The sequence below is a fragment of the Thalassospira sp. MIT1004 genome, from assembly GCF_001858545.1.
GTDB lineage: Bacteria > Pseudomonadota > Alphaproteobacteria > Rhodospirillales > Thalassospiraceae > Thalassospira > Thalassospira xiamenensis.
The window spans coordinates 1-24,872 of sequence record NZ_MCAO01000003.1; the positions used below are offsets into that span (position 1 = coordinate 1).

Sequence of the window (24,872 nt, forward strand, 5' to 3'; positions counted from 1 at the left end):
GGCCGAGCTGCCTGTATTCCTGTCCCATCGCAACACCAACTATAACTGATGTTGCACTTGTGGTGTGAGTCTCCGGAGTCCATCGCGCCACAGGCTCGGTCTCGCCTGCCCCATCAACCGAGCCCCACATCCCAAAACCTCAAAACCCACCAATCCACCCTCAAAAAAACGACAAAATCCTCCCCTACAAACGCCCGCGCTTGAAGGGATGTTAACCTTTCTCGGGTTCTGATAGGGGCAAACCGTCGTTGCATATGTGGATCTGATGACCGACATCCAGAATATTGAAGTTTCCCCGATGGAACACCCGTTGGCAGGACAGGTGATCGCCCTGACATCGGGCGGCACCGGCGGCCATATGTTTCCGGCGGTTGCACTGGCGCGCGCCCTTGTCAGGCGCGGCGCGCATGTGCTGTTTTTTACCGATGCCCGTGCATCGCGCTATACCGAGGGGGTCGAGGGGGTTGAAACCATCATCCTGCCGGCGGGCGGCATTGCCGGAAAGGGTCTTAAGGGCCGTCTGACCGGTGCACTTCGCCTTGGCCTTGGCACGATGAAGGCCAGATCCCTTCTGAAAAAATCCCGCCCCGCCGCGGTCATCGGCTTTGGTGGTTATGCCTCCATCCCCGCCACCCTGTCGGCCAAGTGGCTTGGCATTCCCTTTGCCATTCATGAACAGAACGCGGTGCTGGGCCGGGCCAACCGGATGGTTGCGGGGGCGGCACAGCGCATCGCGACATCCTTCCCGACGGTCAAACTGATCGCGCCAAATGACGAAGCCAAGGTCATCTGGACCGGCAACCCGATCCGCCACGAGGTCGCCGCGCTTGCCAGCACCGAATATGACGCCCCGACATCCGAGGGCCCGGTGCGCCTGCTGATTACCGGCGGGTCGCAGGGCGCGCGCGTTCTGTCCGAAATCCTGCCCGCCGCACTGGTCGCCCTGCCGCGTGATTTGCGCAACCGCCTGATCGTGACCCAGCAGGCCCGCGAAGAAGACCTTGAGGCCGTGCGCAAAACCTATGAGGGTTCGGGCATTGATGTGACCCTGGCATCCTTTATCGATGACATCCCCGAACGTCTGCGCGACTGCCATCTGGTGATTGCGCGTTCCGGTGCCTCCACCGTCGCCGAACTCACCGCAGCGGGTCGTCCGGCCCTTCTGGTGCCGCTGCCAAGTGCGATTGACGATCACCAGCGTTTCAACGCCCAGCAGGTCGAAGAAGCAGGTGGCGCGTGGCTGATGTCGCAGGACCGGTTTACAATCGAAATTCTAAGCGAGCGTTTGACCAAGCTTCTGCAAAACCCGGCCGCACTCACCCGTGCTGCCAAGGCTGCCAAGGCCACCGGTCGCCCCAATGCCGCCGAACGGCTGGCCGACATGGTGCTGGATCTGCTGGGGCTGAACCCGGCCGGTAGCCCCGATAATGATAACATGACAAAGAAAGACCCCCAGAAGGTATGAGGAGACACTCCATGAACACCCTGCCGCTCAACATCGGCACCATCCATTTTGTCGGTATTGGTGGCATCGGCATGTCCGGCATTGCCGAAATCCTGCACAACCTTGGTTACACCGTGCAGGGATCGGATATTTCCGACAATGCCAATGTGCAGCGCCTGCGCGATCTGGGGATCAGGGTTTTCGTCGGCCATCAGGCCGCCAATGTCGAAGACGCCAAGGTGGTGGTGATCTCCACCGCTGTCAAACCCGACAACCCCGAAGTCGTCGCCGCACGCGCCGATATGATCCCGGTGGTTCGCCGCTCCGAAATGCTGGCCGAACTGATGCGGCTTAAGGCCGCGATTGCGGTTGGCGGCACGCACGGCAAAACCACCACCACCTCGCTGGTCGCGACCATGCTGGACGCTGCCGGGCTTGATCCGACCGTGATCAATGGCGGCATCATCAATTCCTATGGTACCAATGCGCGCCTTGGCGATGGTGACTGGATGGTGGTCGAGGCCGATGAGTCTGATGGCACCTTTGTTAAGGTCCCCTCGACCATTTCGGTCGTGACCAATATCGACCCGGAACATCTTGATCACTGGAAAAACTTTGATCAGCTGCGCGAGGCGTTCAAGAACTTCGTTCAGAACATCCCGTTCTATGGCTTTGCCGTTCTGTGCATCGACCATCCCGAAGTCCAGGCCCTGATCGGCAAGGTCACGGATCGCCGCATCTTTACCTTTGGCTTCTCCCCACAGGCCGATGTCCGTGCGGTTAATGTCCGCACCGAAATCGGCCAAAGCACCTTTGACGTCGTCATTCGCGAACGCGTCGATAGCGCCGAACGCGTGATCAGGGATGTCCGCCTGCCGATGGTTGGCGATCATAACGTGTCAAACTCGCTGGCCGCGATCACGGTCGCCCTCGAACTTGGCATTCCTGACGATAAAATCGTCTCCGCCTTTGACGGTTTCACCGGCGTCAAACGCCGCTTTACCAAAACCGGCGAAGTTGATGGTGTCACCATCATCGATGATTACGGCCACCACCCGGTCGAAATCAAGGCGGTGCTGAAGGCCGCCCGCAAGGCAACCGAAAACAACGTGATCGCCGTGGTCCAGCCACACCGCTATTCACGCCTGCATGACCTGTTCGAGGAATTCTGCACCTGCTTTAACGACGCCGACAGCGTGATCGTCGCCGACGTTTACGAAGCTGGCGAAAGCCCGATTGAGGGTGCCACGCGCGACGCACTGGTCGAAGGGCTTCGCAATCGCGGCCATCGCCACGTTGCCGCCCTTGAAGGGCCGGAATCACTGGCAAGCATGATCGCCAAAGAAGCCAAACCGGGCGATCTGGTCGTCTGCCTCGGTGCCGGATCGATCAGCGCATGGGCCAACGCCCTGCCCGCCCAACTTGAAGCGCTTAAGAACTGAGACTGAACCGAAACCTGAAACGGATTTGACGAGTTTGTCATGAGCACGCCGGGACATCACACACCGCTTATTGATCGCCTGCCAAAGGTGCGCGGCAAGCTGCGCGAAGGCGCACAATTGTCCAAGGTCACCTGGTTTCAGGTCGGCGGCCCGGCAGATGTGATGTTCCGCCCGGCTGATGAAATGGATCTCGCCGATTTCATCAAAAACCGCCCGGCCGAAATTCCGATCACCGTCATCGGGGTCGGATCAAACCTTCTGGTCCGTGATGGCGGCATTCGCGGGGTGGTCATCCGCCTTGGTCGGCCCTTTACCGATGCCATCATCAAGGACGGCGAAATTCATGCCGGGGCCGGTGCGCTTGATCTCAACGTCGCGCAAATGGCGCGCGACGCCGGGATTGCCGGGCTGGAATTTCTGTCTGGCATTCCGGGCACGATTGGCGGCGCGCTTCGCATGAATGCCGGGGCCTATGGCGCGGAAATCAAGGATGTTCTGGTCAGCGCCAATGCGATTGACGGCAATGGCGACCTTCATACCGTCACCGCCAAGGCGATGGATATGACATATCGGCACTGCGGCCTGCCCGAAGACTGGATTTTCACATCCGCCATCCTGCGTGGCAGGCCGGGCGACCCGGCCGAGATCACCAAACGCATGGATGAAATCCACGAAGCCCGTGCGGTATCACAGCCGATCAAATCGCGCACCGGCGGATCGACCTTCGCCAATCCCCTGCCGGATCGCGCATGGGAAGTCATTGATGCCGCCGGGTGCCGGGGGCTGACGATTGGCGGCGCACAGATGTCGCCGCAACACTGCAATTTCATGATCAATCTGGGCAATGCCACCGCCTTTGATCTCGAAGAACTCGGCGAAACCGTGCGCGAGCGCGTGAAAAAACATTGTGGCGTCGATCTGCGCTGGGAAATCCGGCGCATCGGCGACCGACTGGGACACTCGATCATAGGAAAAGACGCATGAGCAAGCATGTCGCCGTCATTTATGGCGGCTGGTCCGCAGAACGCCCCGTTTCCCTGTCCTCGGGCACGGAATGCATCAAGGCGCTGCGTGAAAAGGGCTATCGCGTCACCGAAATCGATGCCGGTCGTGATCTCGCCGCGCAGCTTGCCGCCATCGATCCCAAACCCGATGTCGTGTTCAACGCCCTGCATGGCCGCTGGGGCGAGGATGGCTGCGTGCAAGGGTTGCTTGAAATCATGGGCATTCCCTATACCCATTCCGGTGTGCGCGCATCCTCCATCGCCATGGATAAAATGTCGGCCAAGGCGATGTTCATGGAATATGACATCCCCTGCGCCCGCCACGTCTGGGTCTCGCGCGATGAAATCGCCTCGGGCAATGCCCTGCCCCCACCCTATGTCCTGAAACCCAATAACGAGGGGTCTTCTGTCGGGGTGGAAATTATCCTGACGCCGGAGGAAGAACAGAACATGCTGGCGCGTGAATGGATGCATGGCGATGGCGTGATGCAGGAAGAATTCATTCCCGGCCGTGAAATGACCGTCGCGGTCAAGGATGGCAAGGCGATGGAAATCATCGAAATCATGACCGGCAATCACGCCTTTTATGATTTTGAGTCAAAATATGTCGCGGGCGGCTCGGAACATATCATCCCGGCCGATATCCCCGGCGACCTTCGCGCCAAAATTCAGGATTGCGCCGAAAAGGCCTATCGTGCGCTGGGCTGTCGCGGGATTGCACGCGCCGATTTCCGTTATGACCCGGCCCATGACCGCGTCGCGATCCTTGAAATCAACACCCAGCCCGGCATGACCCCGACATCGCTTGTCCCCGATGCCGCCCGTCACGACGGTCTAAGCTTCGCCGACATTGTCGCCTGGATGGTCGAGGACGCCTCATGCGAGCGTTAGGAACCCTCGAAGAACAGGCGCGCGAACGCCGCGAGAAGCTTCAACAGCAGCACGGCGTTGGTGCCAACCTGAAAAAACTGGTGCGTGTTTTCTGGTGGTCGAGCCTCACGGCCCTGCTGATCGCCGGGCCCTTTGCGCTGTGGTATACCGGCAAGGCCGAAAAATGGTATGCCGTCGCCGAGGTGGAGGCGATCCGCCTTTCCGCCGAATTTGGCATGACGGTGAAAAACATCGAAGTCCGGGGGCGTGAAAAGACCGACCCCGAAGCCCTTCTGGCCGCCATCGGCCAGAAACCCGGCACCCCGATTGTCACCTTTGATGTCGATGCCGCGCGCGAACGCATCGAACAGCTTTCCTGGGTCCGCAATGCGATTGTCGAACGCCGCCTGCCCAACACCCTGATCGTCTCGATCACCGAACGCCAGCCGGTCGCCCTGTGGCAGACCGATACCGGCCATGTGGTGATTGATGCCGACGGGGCGCAGCTTCAGAATTATGAACTGGGCGATTATCTTGACCTGCCGGTCGTGGTCGGCGCGGACGCCCCCGAACATGCCAGCGAAATGCTCACCACGCTCAAATCCATCCCGCGCCTGTTTGACATGGTCAGCGGCGCACAGCGCATCGGCAACCGCCGCTGGAACATCCAGCTTGCCAACGGCATGTTCATCCGCCTGCCCGAAGAAAACATCGACAAGGCCTGGGCCCGCCTCGATCAGCTTGATCAGGAACATCACATCCTGTCACGCGACGTGCTGATCGTCGATCTGCGCCTGCCTGATCGCACCTTTGTCCGCCTGACCCCCGGTGCTGCCGAACAACGCCGCAACCCGCCAAAAAAAGGTAACGCGGCCTAAGGCCGCGCACCGTTTTCTCTAACAAAAGACCCGGAGCAAAAGGGCGGCTTCTGCTCCGGGGATAGCCGGTCGGTCGAAAATCAACCGTCCGGCCGGTGGGCGATGCGGTCAAACGACCTTATTTTGCAATCCGATTGACTGGTGCCAATCCCTGACAGATACGGTTGACGTTATCTGCCATGACATTTCTGCGCCGTTCAATCGTGCCATGGGTCCAGCCCGACATGTGCGGCGTCATTGTAATGTTGCCGAGCTCATGAAACGGCAGGCGGGAGGGATAGGTCACCGCGTCCGGTCCGCCCGGATACTGGTACCATGTATCAATAAAGGCATGTGCGATCAGGCCGTCTTTTGATGCCCCAAACAGCGCCTCTTCATCAACCACCCCACCGCGGCCGACATTCATGAAAACCGCAGTCGGCTTCATGTTGGCAAACGCCTTGCCATCGACAAGGCCGGTCGTGTTGGCCGCCAGCGGCAGCGTATTCACGACAACATCCACATGCGCCAGCATTTCCCTGAAATCATCAATGGCATGAAACGCATCGATCTGGCTCTGATCCTCAGGGCGGGAACGATTGGCAACATGCACATTCATGCCAAACGCCTTGGCGCGTTGAGCAATCGCCTTGCCGATATGCCCGTAACCCAGAATACCGATTGTGGTATTGCCAAGCTCCGTTCTCATGCCAGATGGGCCACCCGCCCAGTATTTCCAGTCCCCTTTGCGCAAACGCGCGTCGGCATCGCCAAGCGGAACATGACGCGACAGCAACGCACACATCGCATATTCCGCAATCGCGATCTCATGCCCGAAACAATTGCAAAGATCGGCATCCACCGGCAGGTCCGAAACTCGGATGCCGTCATAGCCCGCACCCGGCACCTGATAAAGTTTCAGGTTACGCGGCGTTGGAAAACTGTCATCAAACCTGATACCGATAATGACATCCGCCGTGGCATAGGCTTCGCGATCCGCCTCACTGCCAAGATGATCGGGCAACAGAACAAGCTCATGCGCCGTATCAAGCAATTCGGCAAAACCGGGATGAAAAGTCGAGGCATTCGCCCCATGGAACACGACCTTCACGAAATCCTCCCACATATGGTTATTATTTTTGCGGCTTGATATTTTCTGATATTTCACAAAATTTCAACAGGAAAATCGCAAAACCCTATTGGCCCTCCGGCCCCTATCTCAAAATGGATCAAAGTCCTGCGTCACGTCAAAAATGCTCGGCGCGATACTGCTTTCAAGAACCGGGAACATCGCATCCACAAACTCGATCAGCTTGTCCGACGCAACCAGTGCCTCATCCTTTTTGCCCTCGACAACCGCATTCAGAACATCCAGATGGCTGTCGATGGTCACGTCAAGCGACACCCCATCATCCGTCTGCGTATGATAAATCCACCCCAGACGGCGGAAAATCGTATGCAGGGGACGCAAGGTATATTCAAGAAACGGCTCGCCGCAGGCCGCCAGCATCATCTGATCAATCCGGCGGTCAAATTCGTTGAACTCGACAATCGTCATCTTGTCGCGATGCGTGGTCAAAAGCCCGATCAGGTGGCGCATCTGACTTCTGTGCGACGTACTCGCCCGCGCACTCGCCAGCGACACGACAAACCTTTCCATATCGCGGCGCAGCCGCAACAGCAAATGGGTGCGCGTCAGGTCAATCGGCGCAATCTGGATGCCCTGGCGGGGCTGAATGATCATAAGGGTATCGGCTGACAGGCGCGTGACCGCCTGATGAACCGGCGTGCGGCTGATACCGGTTGCGGTTTGCAAATCCTGTATGCGCAGATAACTGCCCGGCTTCAATTCACAGGTCACGATAAGTTCTTCAAGCTTGTTATAGGCAAGCTCGTTTAAGTTTTTGCCCCCGCCCGATCCCGTTTTTCCCGGCTCGGAAGAATCGCCTGAAATGGCCTTATCTTTCTGTTTCGGTGCCATTATTTCTCTCTGTAATTTCATAAAAAGTCACAATATATTTGTTTTTATTCAATACCATATATACACATTCCCATGGATGGAAAAGTAAAACCTGTTGAAGTTCCCGCTTGATACATGTTACTGATGTTTCGTGAAATATCACAACATGTCACATAAGGGAGGAACCAACGACATGAAAAAACTAACAAAAACATTAACCGCCTTGGCCGCCACCGGCTTTCTGACCTTCACCACCTCACAGGCCTTCGCGGCCGACCCGACCCCGCTGCAATTCCAGACACATCACAACGCCTCGTCATTGCAGGGCAAGGCACTGTTGCGGTTTGCCGACCTTGTCAAAGAATATTCCGATGGCACGGTGCAGATCGAAATGCACACCAGTTCGTCGGTCGTCAATTCGAACGAGGCCTTCGAAGCATCCAGCATGGGCATCATTGACGGTGACGCAACCGGTGCGGGCTATATCACCGGCAAAAACCCTGCCTTCCAGTTCTATGGCGACATCATGGGCGGCTACAGCACCCCGGAACAGCTTCTTGGCTGGTACAAGGATGGCGGTCTCGACCTCGCAAACGAGCTGTATCACAAATTCAACATGCATCTTGTCGGTGTGTTCATCGCAACCCCCGAGTCATTAAGCTCAACCACCCCGCTTGCCGGGATCAATGATCTTAAGGGCTGGAAATTCCGCTCGCCTCCGGGCATGGAATCCGAAATTTTCCAGAAACTTGGCGCAGGCCCGGTTGTGATGCCGTTTGGCGAAGTGTTCACCGCCATGTCCACCGGCACGGTTTCGGGGGCCGATGCCTCCACACTCGCCGTGAACAAGAAACTCGGCCTCTATGACATCGCCAAATACGCGACCTATCCGGGCTTCCATTCCATGCCGATCGAACATATCGCGATTAATCTGGAAAAATGGAATGCGCTGAACGACACCCAGCAAAAGGCAATGCAGGACGCCATTGCAACGATTGCCCCGGAAGTCATCGCAGAATCAAACAAGCTTGATCAGGAAGCCGCCAAGGAACTGACCGAGGCCGGCGTCACCCTTGAAGACTGGAGCAACGAAGACCGTCTGGCATTCCGCAAGGCGGCACAGGACGTATGGGCCGACTGGGCAACGCGGAGCCCCGAAGCCAAGGCGGCCTATGACGCACATATCGCCTACATGAAGAAAAACGGCATCCTCGACTAACCAGCAAGTCCGTCATTCTGATCCTCGGGGGTTTCCCCCGGGGGCTTTTCTGGAGGTCCGCGATGCAGGCAACCCCGAAACGCGTGCGCAGCTTTCAATTCGTCGTCGCACTATTTTCCCTACTTCTTTTGATCATTGTCGGGGTGACTTTTTACGAAGTCATCGCACGCTACATATTCAGAACCCCGACAATCTGGGCCAATGAACTGGCCTTGTGGCTCTCGGCAATCCTGTTTCTGGCTGCGGGCCTCTATGCCATGCAAAGAGACCAGCATCTCAGAATTACCGTCCTCTATGACGCAAGCCCCGCATGGCTCCAGCGCATATTCGATCTCATCACGCTGGCCTGCTGCCTGACATTCTGTCTGGGCATTGCATGGTTCGGCGCGCCCAGTTCGTGGCAATCCCTGATGAATTGGGAACCGTTTGGCACGGCGTGGAACCCGCCGATCCCGGCAACGGTAAAGCCGCTCATTGTTCTGACAACCGGTTTGATGGCGCTCTACGGGATCATCAACTGCGTCAAAAGGTTCCGTGGCATCCCCGCAGACACCGCAGAATCAGTCACGGAGGACAACCGTGTCGATTGAACTCATTTCCATTATCCTCGTCGGTGGCGTCTTTGCCCTGATGGCGCTGGGTGTTCCGCTGGCTTTCGCCGCCGGGTCGCTTGCCGTCCTTGTCAGCTATCTTAAATTCGGTCCGGCGGTCATCGCACTTGCCCACAAAACGGTTTACGGGCTTGCGACCGAATATTCGCTGCTGTCCGTACCGCTTTTCATTCTGATGGCAACCCTGCTGGAACGCTCCCGGCTGGCACAGGATCTTTACGATGCCCTGTTCAAGGTTTTCGGGAATCTGAAGGGCGGCGTTGCGACCGTAACCCTGATCATTTCCGTTTTCATGGCCGCCATAAGCGGCATCATCGGCGGCGAAATCGTTCTGCTTGGTCTGATTGCCCTGCCACAGATGATGCGCCTGCAATATGACCGGAAACTCTCCATCGGGATCATCTGCGCGGGCGGGTCACTCGGGACAATGGTGCCGCCTTCGATTGTCCTGATCATTTACGGCCTGACCGCCGATGTCTCGGTGCAAAAGCTCTTTCTGGCGTCCTTCGTACCGGGCTTCGCGCTCGCCTTTGCGTACTTTGCCTATATCTATATTCGCTGCACGCTTAATCCGGCCCTGACCCCAAAGGCACCGGAAAAAACCGAGCCCTTCACAAAACAGGATTTCTTACGCGGCGTTCTGCCACTACTTGTCCTGATCGGCATCGTTTTTGGCTGCATCTACGGTGGGGTGACCTCCATTACCGAGGCCGCGGGCATCGCGGTTGGCGTCTCCATCCTTATCATCGCCCTGCGATCCGAACTGAACATAACCATGCTGTGGCAGGCCCTGACACGCACCCTGCAATCCTGCGGGATTATCCTGTGGGTGACGTTTGGCGCGGCATCGCTGATTGCCATTTACAATCTTTCGGGCGGCCAGCGCTTTGTCACCGGCATGATCACCGGTCTGGATATCGCACCTGTTGTCACGATCATGCTGATGATGGCGATCTTCATCGTACTCGGGCTGTTCATGGACTGGATCGGCATCCTGCTTCTGACCATTCCGATCTTTGTGCCGATCGTCACCCAGCTTGGCTATGACCCGGTATGGTTCGGGGTGCTTTTCTCGCTGACCATGCAGGTGGCATTCCTCTCGCCGCCTTTTGGTCCGGCTGCTTTCTATCTCAAAAGCGTCGCCCCGCCGGAAATCACCCTTCAGACGATTTTCGCGTCTCTCTGGCCTTTCATGCTCATTCAGATCGCCTTCCTGGCGCTGATGCTCACCTTCCCGTCCATCGCGCTATGGCTCCCGGAAATACTCAATTAATCTGAATTCGGATAAGAAAATGAAGATCACAGCAATCAAAACCTACCGCGTAGACGAATTTGCCAATGTCCTGTGGGTCCATGTCGAAACGGATGCGGGCATTACCGGCCTTGGCGAAACCTTCTATGGTGCCGGTGCTGTCGAAGCACACATTCACGACACGCTGGCCGGACGCCTGATCGGGCAGAACCCCCTTCACATCGAAGCCCTGCACAAGGAAATGGTCAACCTGCCGATGGCACAATCATCGACGGGCGCGGAATATCGTGCGGCATCCGCCATCGACATTGCCCTTTGGGATATCTTTGGCAAGGTCTGCGACCAGCCCGTCCATCAGATGCTGGGCGGTTTGTGCTGGGATAAAATCCGGATTTACAACACCTGTGCCGGCTATCGCTATGTCCGCACCAACAATATCAAACCCGTATCGAACTGGAACCTTGGCGAACCGGAAGGCCCCTATGAGGATCTGGACGGTTTCATGAACCGCCCCGCCCAACTGGCCGAAAACCTTCTGGAATCCGGCATCACGGCCATGAAAATCTGGCCATTTGATCCGATGGCGGCCGAAACACGCGGCCAGTACATCACCGCCGAACAGATGAAAAAGGCGATCCGTCCCTTCGAAGAAATCCGCAAGGCCGTGGGCGACAGAATGGAAATCATGGTGGAATTCCATTCCCAATGGAACCTGCCGACCGCCAAGAAGATCGCCCGCGAACTCGAACAGTTCAGCCCGACCTGGTACGAAGACCCGATCCGCATGAACTCGCCGCAGGCTCTGGCAGAATTTGCCGCATCCACTGATGTCTGGACCTGTGCCAGTGAAACACTGGGATCACGCTGGCCCTACAAGGATATGCTCGACCGTGATGCAACCCATGTGGTCATGGTTGACCTGTGCTGGACCGGCGGCCTTACCGAAGGCAAGAAAATCGCCGCCCTGGCCGAAACATGGCATCGCCCGTTTGCCCCGCATGACTGCATCGGGCCGGTTGGTTTTGCCGCCGCCATTCACATGTCGTTCAGCCAGCCAAACACCCTCATTCAGGAAAGTGTCCGCGCCTTCTACAAGGGTTGGTACAATGAACTGGTCACCGCCGTTCCGAAAATCGAAAACGGCTATGTCTATCCGATGGAAGGCCCCGGCCTTGGTGTCGAATTGCAGAAATCCTTCTTTGATCGCAGCGACCTGACCGTCCGCGAAAGCAAAGCCTGAAAATAAAAGCCCGTTGGAGGAAACATGTCTCTCGAACTTTTCTCGCTCGCCGGTAAAACAGCCCTCATAACCGGCTCTTCCCGCGGTCTTGGTCGCGCCTTTGCCGAAGGTCTGGCTGCCGCCGGGGCCACCGTCATCCTGAACGGCACCAATTCCGAACGTCTGTCGCAGGCCTGCAAGGAAATGTCTGATGCGGGTATGAAAGTCGATATGTCCCTGTTTGACGTCACCGACGAAGCCGCAATCAGGGCCGCCTTTGACCGCTTCGATACGTCCGGTATGCAGATCGACATATTGATCAATAATGCCGGTATCCAGTTCCGCAAACCCATGCTGGAACTCGACACCGCCGACTGGCAGCGCGTGATTGATACCAATCTGACATCCGCCTTCATGATTGGCCGCGAAGCCGCCAAACGCATGGTCAAACGCGGGCATGGCAAAATCGTCAATATCGGATCACTGACAAGCGAACTGGCACGTGCCACCGTCGCCCCCTACACCGTCGCCAAGGGCGGCATCAAAATGCTGACCAAGGCGATGGCAGCCGAATGGGGCGAACACGGCCTTCAGGCCAACGCGATTGGTCCGGGTTACATGCTTACCGACATGAACGCGGCGCTGACATCCAACCCGGAATTTGACGCCTGGGTCAAGGCACGCACCCCCGCACGCCGCTGGGGCCGGCCTGACGAGCTGATCGGTACGGCGATTTATCTCTGCTCGGATGCGTCGAACTATGTGAACGGTCAGATCATCTATGCCGATGGCGGCATGATTTCCGTTCTTTAAGGTGATCTTAGATGTACTCTGTTGTCATACATTCACCCCATGACCTGCGTGTCGATCAGATCGACCAGCCCGGCGCACCGGAACCGGGCACGATAACCGTTCAGATCGACAAGGGCGGCATCTGCGGCTCTGACCTGCACTACTATCATAACGGCGGTTTTGGCACGGTTAAAATCCGCGAACCGATGGTTCTCGGGCATGAAGTCGCCGGTACGATCATTGCCGTTGGTCAAAACGTGACCGGCCTTGCCGTTAATGACAAGGTCGCGGTCAATCCCTCCATGCCATGCAACCAATGCCAGTATTGCCGCGCGAACATGCGCAACCAATGCACCGACATGCGTTTCTTTGGCAGCGCAATGCGCTTTCCCCATCAACAGGGCCTGTTCCGCCAACAGATCAACCTGCCCGCCGAACAACTGGTCAAACTGTCCCCCGACATCAATATGGAACACGCCGCCTGCAGCGAACCCTTGGCCGTCTGCCTGCATGCGGTGCGTCAGGCCGGGGCACTGTCGGGGAAAAAAGTCCTCGTTTCCGGTTGCGGTCCCATCGGCTGCCTGACCATTCTGGCCGCCGCCCATTCCGGGGCGCACTGGATTACCGCGACCGACCTGTCAAAGGCCGCCTTGGATATTGCGGCAAAGGCAGGTGCCAATAGCTGCATCGATGTTGCCCGCAATGCCGATGCCTTCAAAACGCTCGGCATGAACAAGGGCACGCAGGATGTGGTCTTTGAATGCTCCGGCAGCCCGCAGGCGCTTGCCAATGCATTCGACGCGGTCAAACCGGGCGGCACCATCATCACGGTCGGCCTTGGCGGCAATGGCGAACTCCCGCTCAGTCTCGCCGTCACCAAAGAAGTCAGAATGATCGGAAGCTTCCGCTTTGATGCGGAATTTGCCCAGGCCGCAGAACTGATTGACCGCAAGGTCATTGACGTTTCACCGATCATCAGCTCGGTGCTGCCCTTCCGGGACGCCAAAACCGCCTTCGACCTTGCCTCTGATCGCAGCCAATCCATGAAAGTACAACTGGATTTCGGCTGACGGCTGACCTATTCGTCCGCGCGCCCCTATCGCCGCGCGGATCACCGGGGCGGGCAAGACACCTCGATAACCTTGCCCGCACTCGCTGCAACGATCTATCTCGGGGCAAAGATGCAGGCCATACGCACGCGACCGCGTTAAACAGCATTCACAGGTGCGCAACACACTTGTCGCCCCCGCCCGCTCGCCCCCATCTTTGTCTGCCTGATCTCGGGCCACCAACAACACCTCAACCCACCAAAAAAGGTAACTCTGCCCCACGCTACATGCCCTGCCCGCAAAGCACCCTGAATAAATCCTCATACAAATAATATTAATGGCGGATTTCCGGGATTTATCTGGCAGGTTGGGGCTGAAAACCTGCCTGAAATGCCGGTTTTGAAAATCAATTCCTCATACAAATAAAAACGCTGTTTTTACGCTTTGCCGGGCCGATGATTCACGCCCGAAAAGCGATTAACAACCAAAAATGAATAATCGATCTTATTTTTCACTTTAAATGAATAATAAGTCCGGGAAATCGGCCGCTTAAATATCGTTGCGCCAGACCGGGATCGGCGCGCTCAGCGATTGCAGATTTGCCCCTTCCCGCCCCTCGATCATGTCCAGCAGATGGGTCGCCAATTGCTGCCCCGCCACGATCAGATCCTCCCGCAAACTGTCGATCCGGGGCCGGGTAAAGTTCAGCAAATCCGACGTTTCCTTGGCGATCACATCGATGTCCCGCCCGACATCCATCCCCGACTGGATCATCCCGTCAATCAGCGCCATCGCACACAGCTCGCTGCCGCAAATCACCCCGTCGGGCACATAATCCTGATAACGCAATGCCATGCCGGCCTGGCGCAAAACCTCGCTGCTGCTATCAAGGTCTATCCCGCCAAGCACCTGAAAAGGCACAGCTTCTGCCTCCGCCACCGCGGCAAGCCCGGCCAGCGTTTCCTGATAATATGAAAATTCCGACGGCGGCGAAAGCAGCGCCAGCCGCCTGCGCCCCCGCGCAATCAGACGCCTTGCCGCCATCTCGCAAAACGCCCGGTTATCAAAATCGTGATAGGCATGACCCGGTGCCGAAAGACACCGGCCATGCGCCACAAACGGCAGTCCGCTTTGGCTCAGGGCCTGCACCCGTTCATCATCGGGCCTGATATGGGTGATGATCACCCCGTCGGCAGCCCGGGTATTAAGCACATATCGCACCGGGTCCATCGGGTCATCGGCACGTGATTGTGGTGTTACAACAAGGTGATAGGGCGTACCGCGAATGACATCGGAAATGCCGACAATCAGCCGTCTGGCAAATTCCGGCACCTTGTCGGTCTGATCAAGGATCAGGCTGATAACATTGGTTTTTCCCGTCCGCAAACGCACCCCGGCCCGGTCCGGGTGATAGCCGATGGCATCTGCCACCTTGCGCACGCGCAGCTTGGTTTTCGCACTGATATCATGCGCATCCTTAAGCGCGCGCGACACCGTCGTCACACCAAGACCGGTCATTTCCGCAATGGTTTTAAGGGTCGGCCGGGTTTGGGCGGCGGGGCGCTCAACCTTCCCGGCAAGATCGTGATCAGACAGTTGTCAAAGCCTCCGTGGGGTATTCCAAGGTCAGGACCTAGCGCAGTCTTACGCCGCTTTCGGGGTCAAAAAACACAACTTTTTCAAGGTTGAACACAAGTTCGGCATGGCTGTTGGCCTGCCCGCTCCAGTCCTGATGCAGGCGGGTCACCACCTCCTTGCCGCCCAGCGACGTGATGGCAAAAATATCCGCCCCGGCCGGTTCAACCACATCAATCCGGCACGATGCACTGACCGCCTGCTGCCCGTCGCGCACCAGTGCCCGGTTATCGGCATCGGTGATCGCCTCGGGCCGGATGCCGACAATGACTTCCTGCCCGTCCCGCGCCCGGACATCCGCGGGCAGTTGTTGAAATTCAAGCATCAGCGGCTCTTCGCCCGCCCGCGCCATTTCAACCGCACTGCCCCGCACCGTCGCCGGGATCAGGTTCATCGCGGGCGATCCCATGAAATCGGCAACAAACAGGTTGGCCGGATCGTTATAAATCTCGGCCGGGGTGCCGTATTGCTGAACAATACCGTCCTTCAGGACCGCGATCCGCGTGCCCAGCGTCATGGCTTCGATCTGGTCATGGGTGACATAGACAATCGTGGTGCCGAATGTCTGATGCATGCGTTTGATTTCGGTGCGCATATCGACGCGCAGCTTGGCATCAAGGTTTGATAACGGTTCATCAAACAGGAAAAGCTGCGGATTGCGCACAAGCGCACGGCCCATCGCAACGCGCTGGCGCTGCCCGCCCGAAAGCTGGCCGGGCTTGCGATCCAGAAGATGTTCGATCTGAAGCGTCTTGGCGACCTCGGCGACCTTGGCGGCGCGCTCATCCTTTGGCATGCCGCGCATTTCAAGGCCAAACGCGATGTTCTGCCCGACATTCATGTTGGGATAAAGCGCATAGCTTTGAAACACCATCGCGATATTGCGCTCCGACGGCGGCAGATCATCAATGACATTGCCTGCAATGCGGATTTCCCCGGTCGTCAGCTTTTCCAGCCCGGCAATGGTATTAAGCAAAGTCGATTTGCCACAGCCCGACGGCCCGACAAGCACCAGAAAACCGCCTTCTTCAACATCAAGCGTAATATCGCGCAGAACCTTGATCGGACCGAAACTTTTGCACACCTTGTCGATTTGCAGAAAGGACATGATAACTTCCCTGTAAGTCTTTTTATGAGCTAACCCTTGACCGCACCGGCCATCAGTCCGCGCACGAAATAGCGCCCGGAAACGATGTAAACGATCAGTGTCGGAAGGGCGGCAAGAACCGCACCGGCAAAGTGCACATTGTATTCCTTGACCCCGGTCGAGGATGAAACGAGGTTGTTGAGCGCAACCGTCATCGGCATCGAATCAAAATCGGCAAATGACGCCCCGAACAGGAAATCATTCCAGATATTGGTAAATTGCCAGATCACAGTCACCACAATGATCGGCCCGGAACTGGGCAGAAGAATACGGGTAAAGGTCCGCCAGAACCCGGCCCCGTCCATCTTTGCCGCCTTGATCAGCTCGTCTGGGAACGCCGCGTAATAGTTACGGAAAAACAGCGTGGTAAAGCCAAGACCGTAAACCACATGCACCAGAACCAGCCCGCCGGTCGTGCCTGCCAGACCAATCATGCCCAGCACGCGTGCCATCGGGATCAGGACGATCTGAAACGGGATAAAACAGGCAAACAGCATCAGCCCGAAAATGATCTTGTCCCCCGGAAACCGCCATTTGGTCAGAACATACCCATTCAGCGCCCCAAGCCCGGTCGAGATGGCGACCGCCGGTACAACCATCATGATGCTGTTGATGAAATAGGGTTTAAGTCCCGTCGGCTCGACCCCGATCTGGGCCTGTGACCACGCGGTAAGCCAAGGCTCGAAGGTGAACATTTCGGGGAACGACATCATGTTTCCGCCCCGGATTTCATCAAGCGTCTTAACCGAATTGACCAGCATCACGAATAGCGGCAGCAGGTAATAAACCGCAAACAGGATCAGGACCGCATAAAGGGCCGCCCGCAACAGCTTTCCGGTGCCAAAGGAGGATTGTGTTGAACGCGACATCAGCGGCGCTCCCGAAGTTCGGAATAAAGATAGGGCACAATGATCGAGGCAATCATCGCCAGCATGATCACCGCCGACGATGCCCCAACTCCCATCTGGTTTCGCGTGAAGGTATAGGAATACATGAACGTCGCGGGCAGCTCGGTCGCCCGCCCCGGCCCGCCATTGGTCAGCGCAATGACAAGGTCATAGGCCTTGATCGCCAGATGGGCCAGAACCACAAAGGCCGACAGGAACACCGGGCGTAATTGCGGAATGACGATACGGGTATAGAGGCTCCATCGGCTGGCACCATCCATCTGGGCGGCCTTGAGGATTTCAGTGTCAATCCCGCGCAAACCCGCCAGAAACATCGCCATGACAAAACCCGACGATTGCCAGACCGCCGCAATCACCACGGTATAGATCGCCATGTCGCGATCCTTGATCCAGTTGAAGGTAAAGCTTTCCCACCCCCAAAGATGCATGGTGTTTTCAAGACCAAGCCCCGGATCAAGAAACCATTTCCATGCCGTGCCGGTGACAATGAAGGACAGCGCCATCGGATACAGATAGATCGGGCGCAAAACGCCTTCGCCGCGAATTTTCTGATCCAGCAGGATCGCCAGAACCAGCCCCAGCACCGAACAGATCGCAATGTAAAGAATACCGAAAATCGCAAGGTTTTGCAGGGCAATCAGCCAGTTTCGCTGCCCCCACAGATTGGCATAGTTGCCAAATCCCTCAAGCTCGTAGGAGGGCAGCATCCGGCTGTCGGTCAGCGACAGATAGCCGGTGTAAATGATAAATCCGTAAACGAATAAAAGGATCAGAAACAGGCTGGGGCTCAGCACCAGACGGGGCAGAACCTCCCGCAGGGTTGCCTGTGCCTTGCCGGGCAAGGATGATTGCATGGGTGATGCTCCGCACTTTGTCCGGCGGCCGGGATGCTATCCGGCCGCCGGTTTCGTTTTTGGTCTTATTGAGCGGATTCAACCGCGTTGACGAGTTCCTCGACAGCGGCCGCACTGTCATATTCGCCGTTAAAATGCGCGGTAATCACGTCATACATCGCGTTTTTGACCCCGGCCGGAACCGAATGGCCATGCGCCATCGACCCGAACAGTGTGCCCTTTTCATTGGCAGCAGCAAGTTCGGCCATGCCTTTTTTGCCACAGGCATCAAAGTCGTCATTGGGCACATCGGTGCGCGCCGGGACCGATCCCTTGACCACGTTGAATGCCGACTGGAAGCTTGGCGACATCACGGCTGATGCCAGTTTCATCTGCGCGTCCTGACGGTCTTCGCCAACCTGGAACATCACGAACTGGTCAGAGTTGAACGTCACTGCATCCTGTGTTCCGGGGAAACGGAAGCACATGAAATCAGTGTCGGGCACCTTGCCGGCATTCAGAAACTCGCCCTTGGCCCAGTCGCCCATGAACTGCACCCCGGCTTCCTTGTTGATCACCATCGCGGTCGCAAGGTTCCAGTCCCGGCCCGAGAAATTGTCATCAACATAGGTGCGCAGTTGCGCCATGCGATCAAACACGGTTTTCATCGTGTCCGACCCCAGCGCGTCCGGATCGGTATCGATCATGGATGCCTGATAGAATTCCGGCCCGCCGGTTGCCATGACGACCGCATCAAAGATCGTCGCGTCCTGCCATGCCTGTCCACCGTGGGCGACCGCGGTGTAACCGGCATCCTTGATTTTATCGAGCGCCGCAATCAATTCGTCCCAGTTGGTCGGCTGCTTCAGGCCAAGCTCATCAAAGATCGCCTTGTTGGCCCAGACCCAGTTGGTTGAATGGACGTTGACCGGGGCCGCGATCCAGTGACCGTCATATTTCGAAAACTCTTTTAAGGCATCGGGAACAACTTCTTCCCAGCCTTCCTTTGAGGCCAGATCGTCAAGATTGCCCAGAACACCCTCGCCCGCCCAATCCTTGATATCAAAACCAAGCATCTGAACCGCGGTCGGTGCATTGCCCGATGTAACGCGTGCGCGCAGCACGGTCATGGCCTGTTCGCCACCACCACCAGCAACCGGCATGTCGTTCCACGAAACACCCTGATCTTCGAGATCCTTTTTAAGAACCTGAAGCGCCTTCGCTTCGCCGCCCGCCGTCCACCAATGCAGGACTTCCACACTTTGCTGTGCCGATGCGATGCTGGTTGAAAGCCCGAATGCCGCGATCATACCGATCCCGGCACATGTCATTTTGCCAAGAAACATGCTGTTTCCTCCCTGTTGGCTTTTTTGATTTGGCAGTTGATTACTGCAACGTTACAGGTCGAAGTCAAGCGCCTCCTGTAACGTTGCAGTACAGCAAAGCCGCCAACAGGCGCAAAACCTGTGATTGATCCGACTGCGTTATTGCGTCGCAAAATAGTGCATTTGTTATTGCCGGAAACTGGAACGCGGAAGACTCCGCCTCATATAAAAAGGCGCCAGCCATGATCCTGTCATGGTTTCTGGCGCCCGAATTTTCGGATGGCTTGCGATGGTCAGGCGGCGTCGCCGATATCCCAGAACACACCGGCCATCATTTGCAGGGCCTGTCGGCTGAGGCTTTGCAGGATGTGTTCGTTGGGCGCATGCTGAGAGCATGATGCATAGGAATGCGGCACCCAGACGGTTGGCAGATCAAGGATATAGGCAAATGTATCATTGGGCAGCGACCCGCCAAGATTGGGCAGGATTGCCGGTTTGGTTCCGGTGGTCTTGATGATTGAATCGCGTACACGCGTGACCCACGGATGGGACGGGTCAAGCCGGGTTGCCCGGAAGAACCCCTTGGCCGAGGGAATGATTTCAACATCCGTAAAGCCATGTTTATCAAGGTGGCGGCGCAAAGCCGGCAGAATGTCATCCGCATCCGTGCCGACCACATAACGCAACTGGCAATGCGCAATAGCTTCAGGCGCGATGGCGTTGACCGGTTTTTCAGGGTTTCCGGCCTTTGCCGCAAGTACCGCAAAGCTGTTCCAGCCATAAACCTTTTCCGCCAGTGACAGGCTTTCCTCGCCCCAGTCAGGGTTGATTGTCGGCCCGGTTTCGGGTTGGGTGATTGCGCAATCCTTTAGGGCTTCCCGGACTTCGTCATTCAGGCTGTCAGGACGCCATTCCGGTACCTGAATCTGTCCTCGACGATCAACGATGGATGCAATCGCATGCGAAAGAACAATCATCGGGTCTTTCAGCAAACCGCCCCAGTTCCCGGAATGGTGGCCGCCTTCACGATATTTAAGCGACAGCGCAAAATTGATCGCCCCGCGTGACCCCATGAACATGGTCGGGCGTTCGGCACTCAGGCGCGGACCGTCCGATGCAATCAGGACATCGGCGGCAAACAGATCGCGATAATTGGTAAACAGTTCGGCAAGGCCGGGCGACCCCGCCTCTTCGCCCATCTCAATGATGACCTTGCAGTTAAAGCCCAATGCACCACGTGTCTGAATGACCGACCGCAGGGCCGCCAGATTGATGCAATGCTGCACTTTGTTATCCGCCGTACCGCGCCCGTAAATCCGATCACCTTCGATCACCAGCTTGAAAGGTTCAAGGCCTTCGCGCCATTCGCCTTCCTGTGCGAGGATCACATCGCCATGCCCGTATGTCAGAACAGTCTGCAGGTCATCACCTTCGTGTCGTTCGGCAAACAGGAACGGTCCGAAACCGGGCTTGGGATTATCGATGATGCGGGTTTCAAACCCCATATCGCGCACCATCGGCACAATCACATCGGTAAGATACCCATAAAGCGCTTCGAGATTATCGGGCTTCTGGCTTTCGGTTTTCTGTTCGACCATTCGACGCAGTTCGTCGATAAACTGCCCATCTTCAAAATACCGGGTTACATTTTCGATAGCATCAGCACGCGTTGACATTGATTGATCCTTGTTCTTTCCGATAAGCCATCCAATTCCCAAAGGAACGACGGAGCATTTTGTGTTTCACGAACCATCCCGGTTTTCCGCCACCGCATCGCCCCAGGGCGACATGATTTCGGTCATGCCCTGATTGAAGTTTCCCTGCCGAAGAACCCCGGCCGGGCAGGCAAAGGCATAGGGGAAAGCGGTCCGGCGCGTGGTCACGCAACGATGCCCTTCCCCCAGAGCCGCAATGATATCGGGCGAAAGGCTTTGATCGATGATCACCGTATCGCCGCCGCTGAAATCAACCCGCGCCTGATGGAAGGCGTCTTCGAGGGTCATATCGAAATCCATCAGGCAGGATGTCAGTTGCAGGATGGCTGGCAAAATCTTGCGCCCGCCCGATGCTCCGATGGCAAAACGCCGGTCCTTGTGCCGCCCGATTGCCGGGCAGACATTCATCAAACACCGCTTATTAGGTGCTAACGAGTTTGGCCGTCCCGGTTCGGGATCGAACCACAGGATCCCGTTATTCATCAAAAGCCCGCTTCCGGGCAGCACGACCTTGGATCCGAAAATGGACAGCAATGTCTGGGTCACCGCGACCATGTTGCCATGTCGATCCGTCACACTGAAATGCGTGGTGCAGGCGGGGGCGCGACTGTCATCAACGTCCCCCATATCGCGCAACCGGCGTTTATAGGTCGCCTTAAGCGCATCGACATACGCCCCATAGGCATCCGCCCCCGGTGACGTCCCCTCAAAATTCTGATGCGACAGGATTTCCAGACATTCCGCAAGGTTTTCACCCGCCGTCATCGCAGGCGGCGTATAGACCGCCCCCCCGCGATAGGATGCTGTCAGCGGATCAGACAAAACAGCCTGATAGAACTTCATGTCATCAAGCGACAAACATCCCCCGGCGTCCCTGACATCGGCAACGATTTCCGCCGCAAGATCGCCTTCGTAAAATTCACGCGCACCTTTATCGGCGATGCGTTGCAGGGTGGCCGCCATCCGGTCAAGATTGATCCGCTTGTCCGAAAGGGCCGTCCATCCGGCAATAGTCGGCCACTGCCCATCTTCCAGAAAGGTCTCCGCCGCGGTCGGGTTTTTGGCAAGTTCGCGGGTACTAGACGCGATGATAAGGGCGGCATACCAATCAACCGATAACCCGCCCGACGCAAGCTTGGCCGCCGGCGAAACAAGATCACGCCACGGCATCGTGCCAAACCGGTCAAAGGCAAGCTCCATACCGGCAACGGTACCGGGTACCGCAATCGCGGTTGCACCAATCTGGTTACGATCCCCGACGACCCGCGCCCACGGGAACAGGTCGCCTGCAACGCCTTGGCCCGATAACGGATAATCGGCGATATCAAGCCCGGCGGGGGACCGCATCCCGAAGGTAATGCTATAGGTCCGGTCTTCATCGGCACGATAGATCATCATCGCACCGCCACCGGCCGGGCCACTCATCCAGGGTTCGACCACCCCCATGGCAAAGGATGTGGCAATCGCGGCATCAATGGCATCGCCACCGGCGGCAAGAATGTCAGCCCCGACCTGGGCGCCTAGCTTATGCTGGGCTGCGACCACCCCACCATTTTCGACGGCGACGACGTTTTTACGGACCGACTGCATGTTGGAAAAATTGTCGCGGATCATTGAACCGCCCCTTCGACCAGATGACATTCAACCCGCTTGCCCTGATGCAGGGTCGCCACCGGTGCCTTGGTCGAACAGATATCAATCGCGCGCGGGCAGCGCGGATGGAAATGGCATCCACTGGGCGGGTTGATCGGATTGGGGAATACGGCACCCAATTGCGTGTCGGGCACGCCAAGGGACGGGTCCGGCGTCAGAACGGATTCCAGCAACGCATTGGTATAAGGATGATCCGGACCGGCAAACAGCGAAGATGCTTCTGCTTCTTCGACAATGCGCCCCAGATACATTACCGCCACCCTTGTTGCGAGATGTTCGACCACCGCAAGATTGTGACTGATGAACAGATAGGTCAGCCCGAATTCATTGCGCAAATCCGACAGCAGATTAAGAATTTGCGACTGTACCGACACATCAAGCGCCGATGTCGGTTCATCGCAGATCACGATTTCCGGGCGCATGATGAGTGCACGTGCAATGGCGACACGCTGACGTTGCCCGCCCGAAAGCTGGCTGGGATAACTGCGCAAAACCCGTTTGGGCAAACCGACAACATCAAGAATATCGGCGGTCTGCTTATCCCAGTCACGCGGATCGCCGACCTTGTGCACCCTTAGCGGCAGCGAGATGATATCTCCAATCGTCTTGCGCGGGTTCAGCGATGAATAGGGATCCTGGAAAATCGGTTGGATACGCCGCGCCAGATAGGATCTGTCATGGCTGGTAATGTCTTCGCCATCGACCAGAACCCGGCCCTGTGTCGGCGTTTCCAGTCCCAGCAAAATACGTGCAAGGGTACTTTTGCCACAGCCGGATTCCCCGACAAGGCCAAGGACCTCTCCCTTTTGCAGTTTCAGGGTCAGTTCATCGACCGCACGAAGATCCTTGCGTTTGCCAAAGATGCCCTGCTTGATCGAAAAAATCTTCGACACATTTTCAAGTTCAAGAACCGGAACGGACATTATGCTTCCCCCGATTTTGGCTGGTTCATCGACAGGGATGCAGACCTGTCATAATCGTGAACACAGCGATAAAGATGCCCGGCGGGTGAAATCCGGGCCGGTATATCGGACGCACATTGCGCTGTTGCCTCGTCACAGCGGCTTCGGAAAGCACAACCAGCAACATCACCGATAAGAGACGGCACAATACCGGGGATCGAGCCCAGATGTTCGCCAACCGCGGTTTTGCCCGGCACCGGAATGCAATTAAGCAACCCGCGGGTATAAGGGTGCTTTGGCGCGGTAAAGACTTCGGCAGCACTACCGGCTTCGACCATTTCACCGGCATACATGATGGCGACCTTGTCCGCGACGCGGGCCACCACGCCCAGATCGTGGGTAATCAGGATCATCGCCATGTTCAATTCACGCTGAAGATCCTTAAGCAGGCGCAATATCTGCGCCTGAATGGTGACATCAAGCGCGGTTGTCGGTTCATCCGCAATGATCAGATCAGGTTCGCCCATCAGGGCCATGGCAATCATAACGCGTTGGCGCAGACCGCCTGAAAGCTGGTGGGGATATTGTTTCATACGGTTGGCCGCCGCCGTGATCCCGACCTTTTCCAGAAGTTCGATGGCACGGTCACGCGCTACCGTCTTGGGGACCTTGCGATGAAGCAAAAGGGCTTCCATCAGTTGATCGCCAATCGTGTATGCCGGATTAAGCGAGGTCATCGGTTCCTGAAAGATCATCGAAATCCGGTTGCCGCGCAGTTTGCGCATATCCCGATTGGATGCGGTTTGCAGATCGACACCTTCAAAATCCAGAACCTGCGCCGAACGTTGCGCCTGCTTGGGCAGAAGTCCCATGATCGCAAGCGATGTCAGGGACTTGCCACTACCTGATTCACCCACCACACACAGGGTTTCACCCCGCTTCACATCGAAATCAATGCCGCGCACGGCATGCAGCGTTCCGGCTGCCAGCGGGATATCAACCGTCAGGCCGCGAACAGAAAGAATGTTTTCCATA

The 24,872-nt window shown here is 57.0% G+C and carries 22 protein-coding genes; 11 read left to right on the top strand and 11 right to left on the bottom strand.

Annotated features, from left to right (window positions below; translation table 11 throughout):
* The first annotated feature begins 265 nt into the window (after positions 1–265).
* The 5 genes from murG to BC440_RS01470 are packed head-to-tail and all read left to right on the top strand — an operon-like array spanning position 266 to position 5,638.
* Positions 266–1,465: an undecaprenyldiphospho-muramoylpentapeptide beta-N-acetylglucosaminyltransferase gene (gene murG / locus BC440_RS01450; protein WP_082822636.1), complete on the top strand. Its 1,200-nt coding sequence runs from the start codon at positions 266–268 to the stop codon at positions 1,463–1,465.
* An 11-nt stretch (positions 1,466–1,476) separates the two neighbouring features.
* Positions 1,477–2,886, top strand: coding sequence for a UDP-N-acetylmuramate--L-alanine ligase (gene murC, locus BC440_RS01455; RefSeq protein WP_063095125.1), 1,410 nt, complete (start codon positions 1,477–1,479; stop codon positions 2,884–2,886).
* Positions 2,887–2,925: 39 nt separating this feature from the next.
* Positions 2,926–3,870, top strand: coding sequence for a UDP-N-acetylmuramate dehydrogenase (gene murB / locus BC440_RS01460; RefSeq protein WP_063095123.1), 945 nt, complete (start codon positions 2,926–2,928; stop codon positions 3,868–3,870).
* Positions 3,867–4,781 (top strand): D-alanine--D-alanine ligase, encoded by a 915-nt coding sequence (locus BC440_RS01465; RefSeq protein ID WP_063095121.1) that lies wholly within the window; start codon positions 3,867–3,869, stop codon positions 4,779–4,781. The genes murB and BC440_RS01465 overlap by 4 nt, the downstream gene beginning before the upstream one ends.
* Positions 4,769–5,638, top strand: a complete 870-nt coding sequence (locus tag BC440_RS01470) for a cell division protein FtsQ/DivIB (protein WP_063095118.1) — start codon at positions 4,769–4,771, stop codon at positions 5,636–5,638. Before BC440_RS01465 ends, BC440_RS01470 begins: the two co-directional genes overlap by 13 nt.
* 118 nt (positions 5,639–5,756) lie before the next feature.
* On the opposite strand, the gene BC440_RS01475 is transcribed toward BC440_RS01470, so the two are convergent.
* Positions 5,757–6,728: a 2-hydroxyacid dehydrogenase gene (locus tag BC440_RS01475; RefSeq protein WP_196871083.1), complete on the bottom strand. Its 972-nt coding sequence runs from the start codon at positions 6,726–6,728 to the stop codon at positions 5,757–5,759.
* A 108-nt stretch (positions 6,729–6,836) separates the two neighbouring features.
* Positions 6,837–7,598: a GntR family transcriptional regulator gene (locus BC440_RS01480; RefSeq protein ID WP_063095114.1), complete on the bottom strand. Its 762-nt coding sequence runs from the start codon at positions 7,596–7,598 to the stop codon at positions 6,837–6,839.
* Between the two features lie 172 nt (positions 7,599–7,770).
* Here BC440_RS01480 and BC440_RS01485 point away from each other — a divergent pair, with 172 nt between their 5' ends.
* From BC440_RS01485 to BC440_RS01510, 6 genes are all read left to right on the top strand, one after another.
* Entirely contained in the window at positions 7,771–8,796 is a 1,026-nt protein-coding gene (locus BC440_RS01485; protein ID WP_037992147.1) for a TRAP transporter substrate-binding protein, read from the top strand.
* Between the two features lie 62 nt (positions 8,797–8,858).
* Positions 8,859–9,386: a TRAP transporter small permease gene (locus tag BC440_RS01490; RefSeq protein ID WP_063095112.1), complete on the top strand. Its 528-nt coding sequence runs from the start codon at positions 8,859–8,861 to the stop codon at positions 9,384–9,386.
* The gene (locus tag BC440_RS01495; RefSeq protein ID WP_037992146.1) at positions 9,376–10,680 is read left to right on the top strand and encodes a TRAP transporter large permease subunit; all 1,305 of its coding nucleotides are present in this window, start codon (positions 9,376–9,378) and stop codon (positions 10,678–10,680) included. Before BC440_RS01490 ends, BC440_RS01495 begins: the two co-directional genes overlap by 11 nt.
* A gap of 19 nt (positions 10,681–10,699) precedes the next feature.
* Positions 10,700–11,899, top strand: coding sequence for a mandelate racemase/muconate lactonizing enzyme family protein (locus tag BC440_RS01500; RefSeq protein WP_063095110.1), 1,200 nt, complete (start codon positions 10,700–10,702; stop codon positions 11,897–11,899).
* Between the two features lie 24 nt (positions 11,900–11,923).
* Positions 11,924–12,691: an SDR family oxidoreductase gene (locus tag BC440_RS01505; RefSeq protein WP_063095105.1), complete on the top strand. Its 768-nt coding sequence runs from the start codon at positions 11,924–11,926 to the stop codon at positions 12,689–12,691.
* A gap of 11 nt (positions 12,692–12,702) precedes the next feature.
* On the top strand, positions 12,703–13,740 hold the full coding sequence (locus BC440_RS01510) for an L-idonate 5-dehydrogenase (RefSeq protein WP_063095103.1): 1,038 nt from the start codon (positions 12,703–12,705) through the stop codon (positions 13,738–13,740).
* 528 nt (positions 13,741–14,268) lie between these two features.
* On the opposite strand, the gene BC440_RS01515 is transcribed toward BC440_RS01510, so the two are convergent.
* The 9 genes from BC440_RS01515 to BC440_RS01555 all read right to left on the bottom strand — a co-directional run bounded on the left by BC440_RS01515 (position 14,269) and on the right by BC440_RS01555 (position 24,871).
* The gene (locus BC440_RS01515; protein WP_065701675.1) at positions 14,269–15,315 is read right to left on the bottom strand and encodes a LacI family transcriptional regulator; all 1,047 of its coding nucleotides are present in this window, start codon (positions 15,313–15,315) and stop codon (positions 14,269–14,271) included.
* Positions 15,316–15,352: 37 nt separating this feature from the next.
* Positions 15,353–16,462 carry an ABC transporter ATP-binding protein gene (locus BC440_RS01520; RefSeq protein ID WP_063095099.1) on the bottom strand — a complete coding sequence of 370 codons (1,110 nt, stop codon included), beginning with the start codon at positions 16,460–16,462 and terminating at the stop codon, positions 15,353–15,355.
* A 29-nt stretch (positions 16,463–16,491) separates the two neighbouring features.
* Positions 16,492–17,370: a carbohydrate ABC transporter permease gene (locus BC440_RS01525; RefSeq protein WP_007089754.1), complete on the bottom strand. Its 879-nt coding sequence runs from the start codon at positions 17,368–17,370 to the stop codon at positions 16,492–16,494.
* A complete protein-coding gene (locus BC440_RS01530; RefSeq protein ID WP_063095095.1) occupies positions 17,370–18,263 on the bottom strand; it encodes a sugar ABC transporter permease in 894 nt (297 codons plus the stop codon). The genes BC440_RS01525 and BC440_RS01530 overlap by 1 nt, the downstream gene beginning before the upstream one ends.
* Positions 18,264–18,328: 65 nt before the next feature.
* Entirely contained in the window at positions 18,329–19,588 is a 1,260-nt protein-coding gene (locus BC440_RS01535; RefSeq protein WP_110252648.1) for an ABC transporter substrate-binding protein, read from the bottom strand.
* A gap of 272 nt (positions 19,589–19,860) precedes the next feature.
* A complete protein-coding gene (locus tag BC440_RS01540) occupies positions 19,861–21,243 on the bottom strand; it encodes a M20 family metallopeptidase (protein ID WP_063095094.1) in 1,383 nt (460 codons plus the stop codon).
* 66 nt (positions 21,244–21,309) lie between these two features.
* A complete protein-coding gene (locus BC440_RS01545; protein ID WP_063095092.1) occupies positions 21,310–22,896 on the bottom strand; it encodes a gamma-glutamyltransferase in 1,587 nt (528 codons plus the stop codon).
* Positions 22,893–23,858, bottom strand: a complete 966-nt coding sequence (locus BC440_RS01550; protein WP_007089759.1) for an oligopeptide/dipeptide ABC transporter ATP-binding protein — start codon at positions 23,856–23,858, stop codon at positions 22,893–22,895. The genes BC440_RS01545 and BC440_RS01550 overlap by 4 nt, the downstream gene beginning before the upstream one ends.
* The gene (locus BC440_RS01555; RefSeq protein WP_063095090.1) at positions 23,858–24,871 is read right to left on the bottom strand and encodes an ABC transporter ATP-binding protein; all 1,014 of its coding nucleotides are present in this window, start codon (positions 24,869–24,871) and stop codon (positions 23,858–23,860) included. The genes BC440_RS01550 and BC440_RS01555 overlap by 1 nt, the downstream gene beginning before the upstream one ends.
* Between the last annotated feature and the right edge of the window lies 1 nt (position 24,872).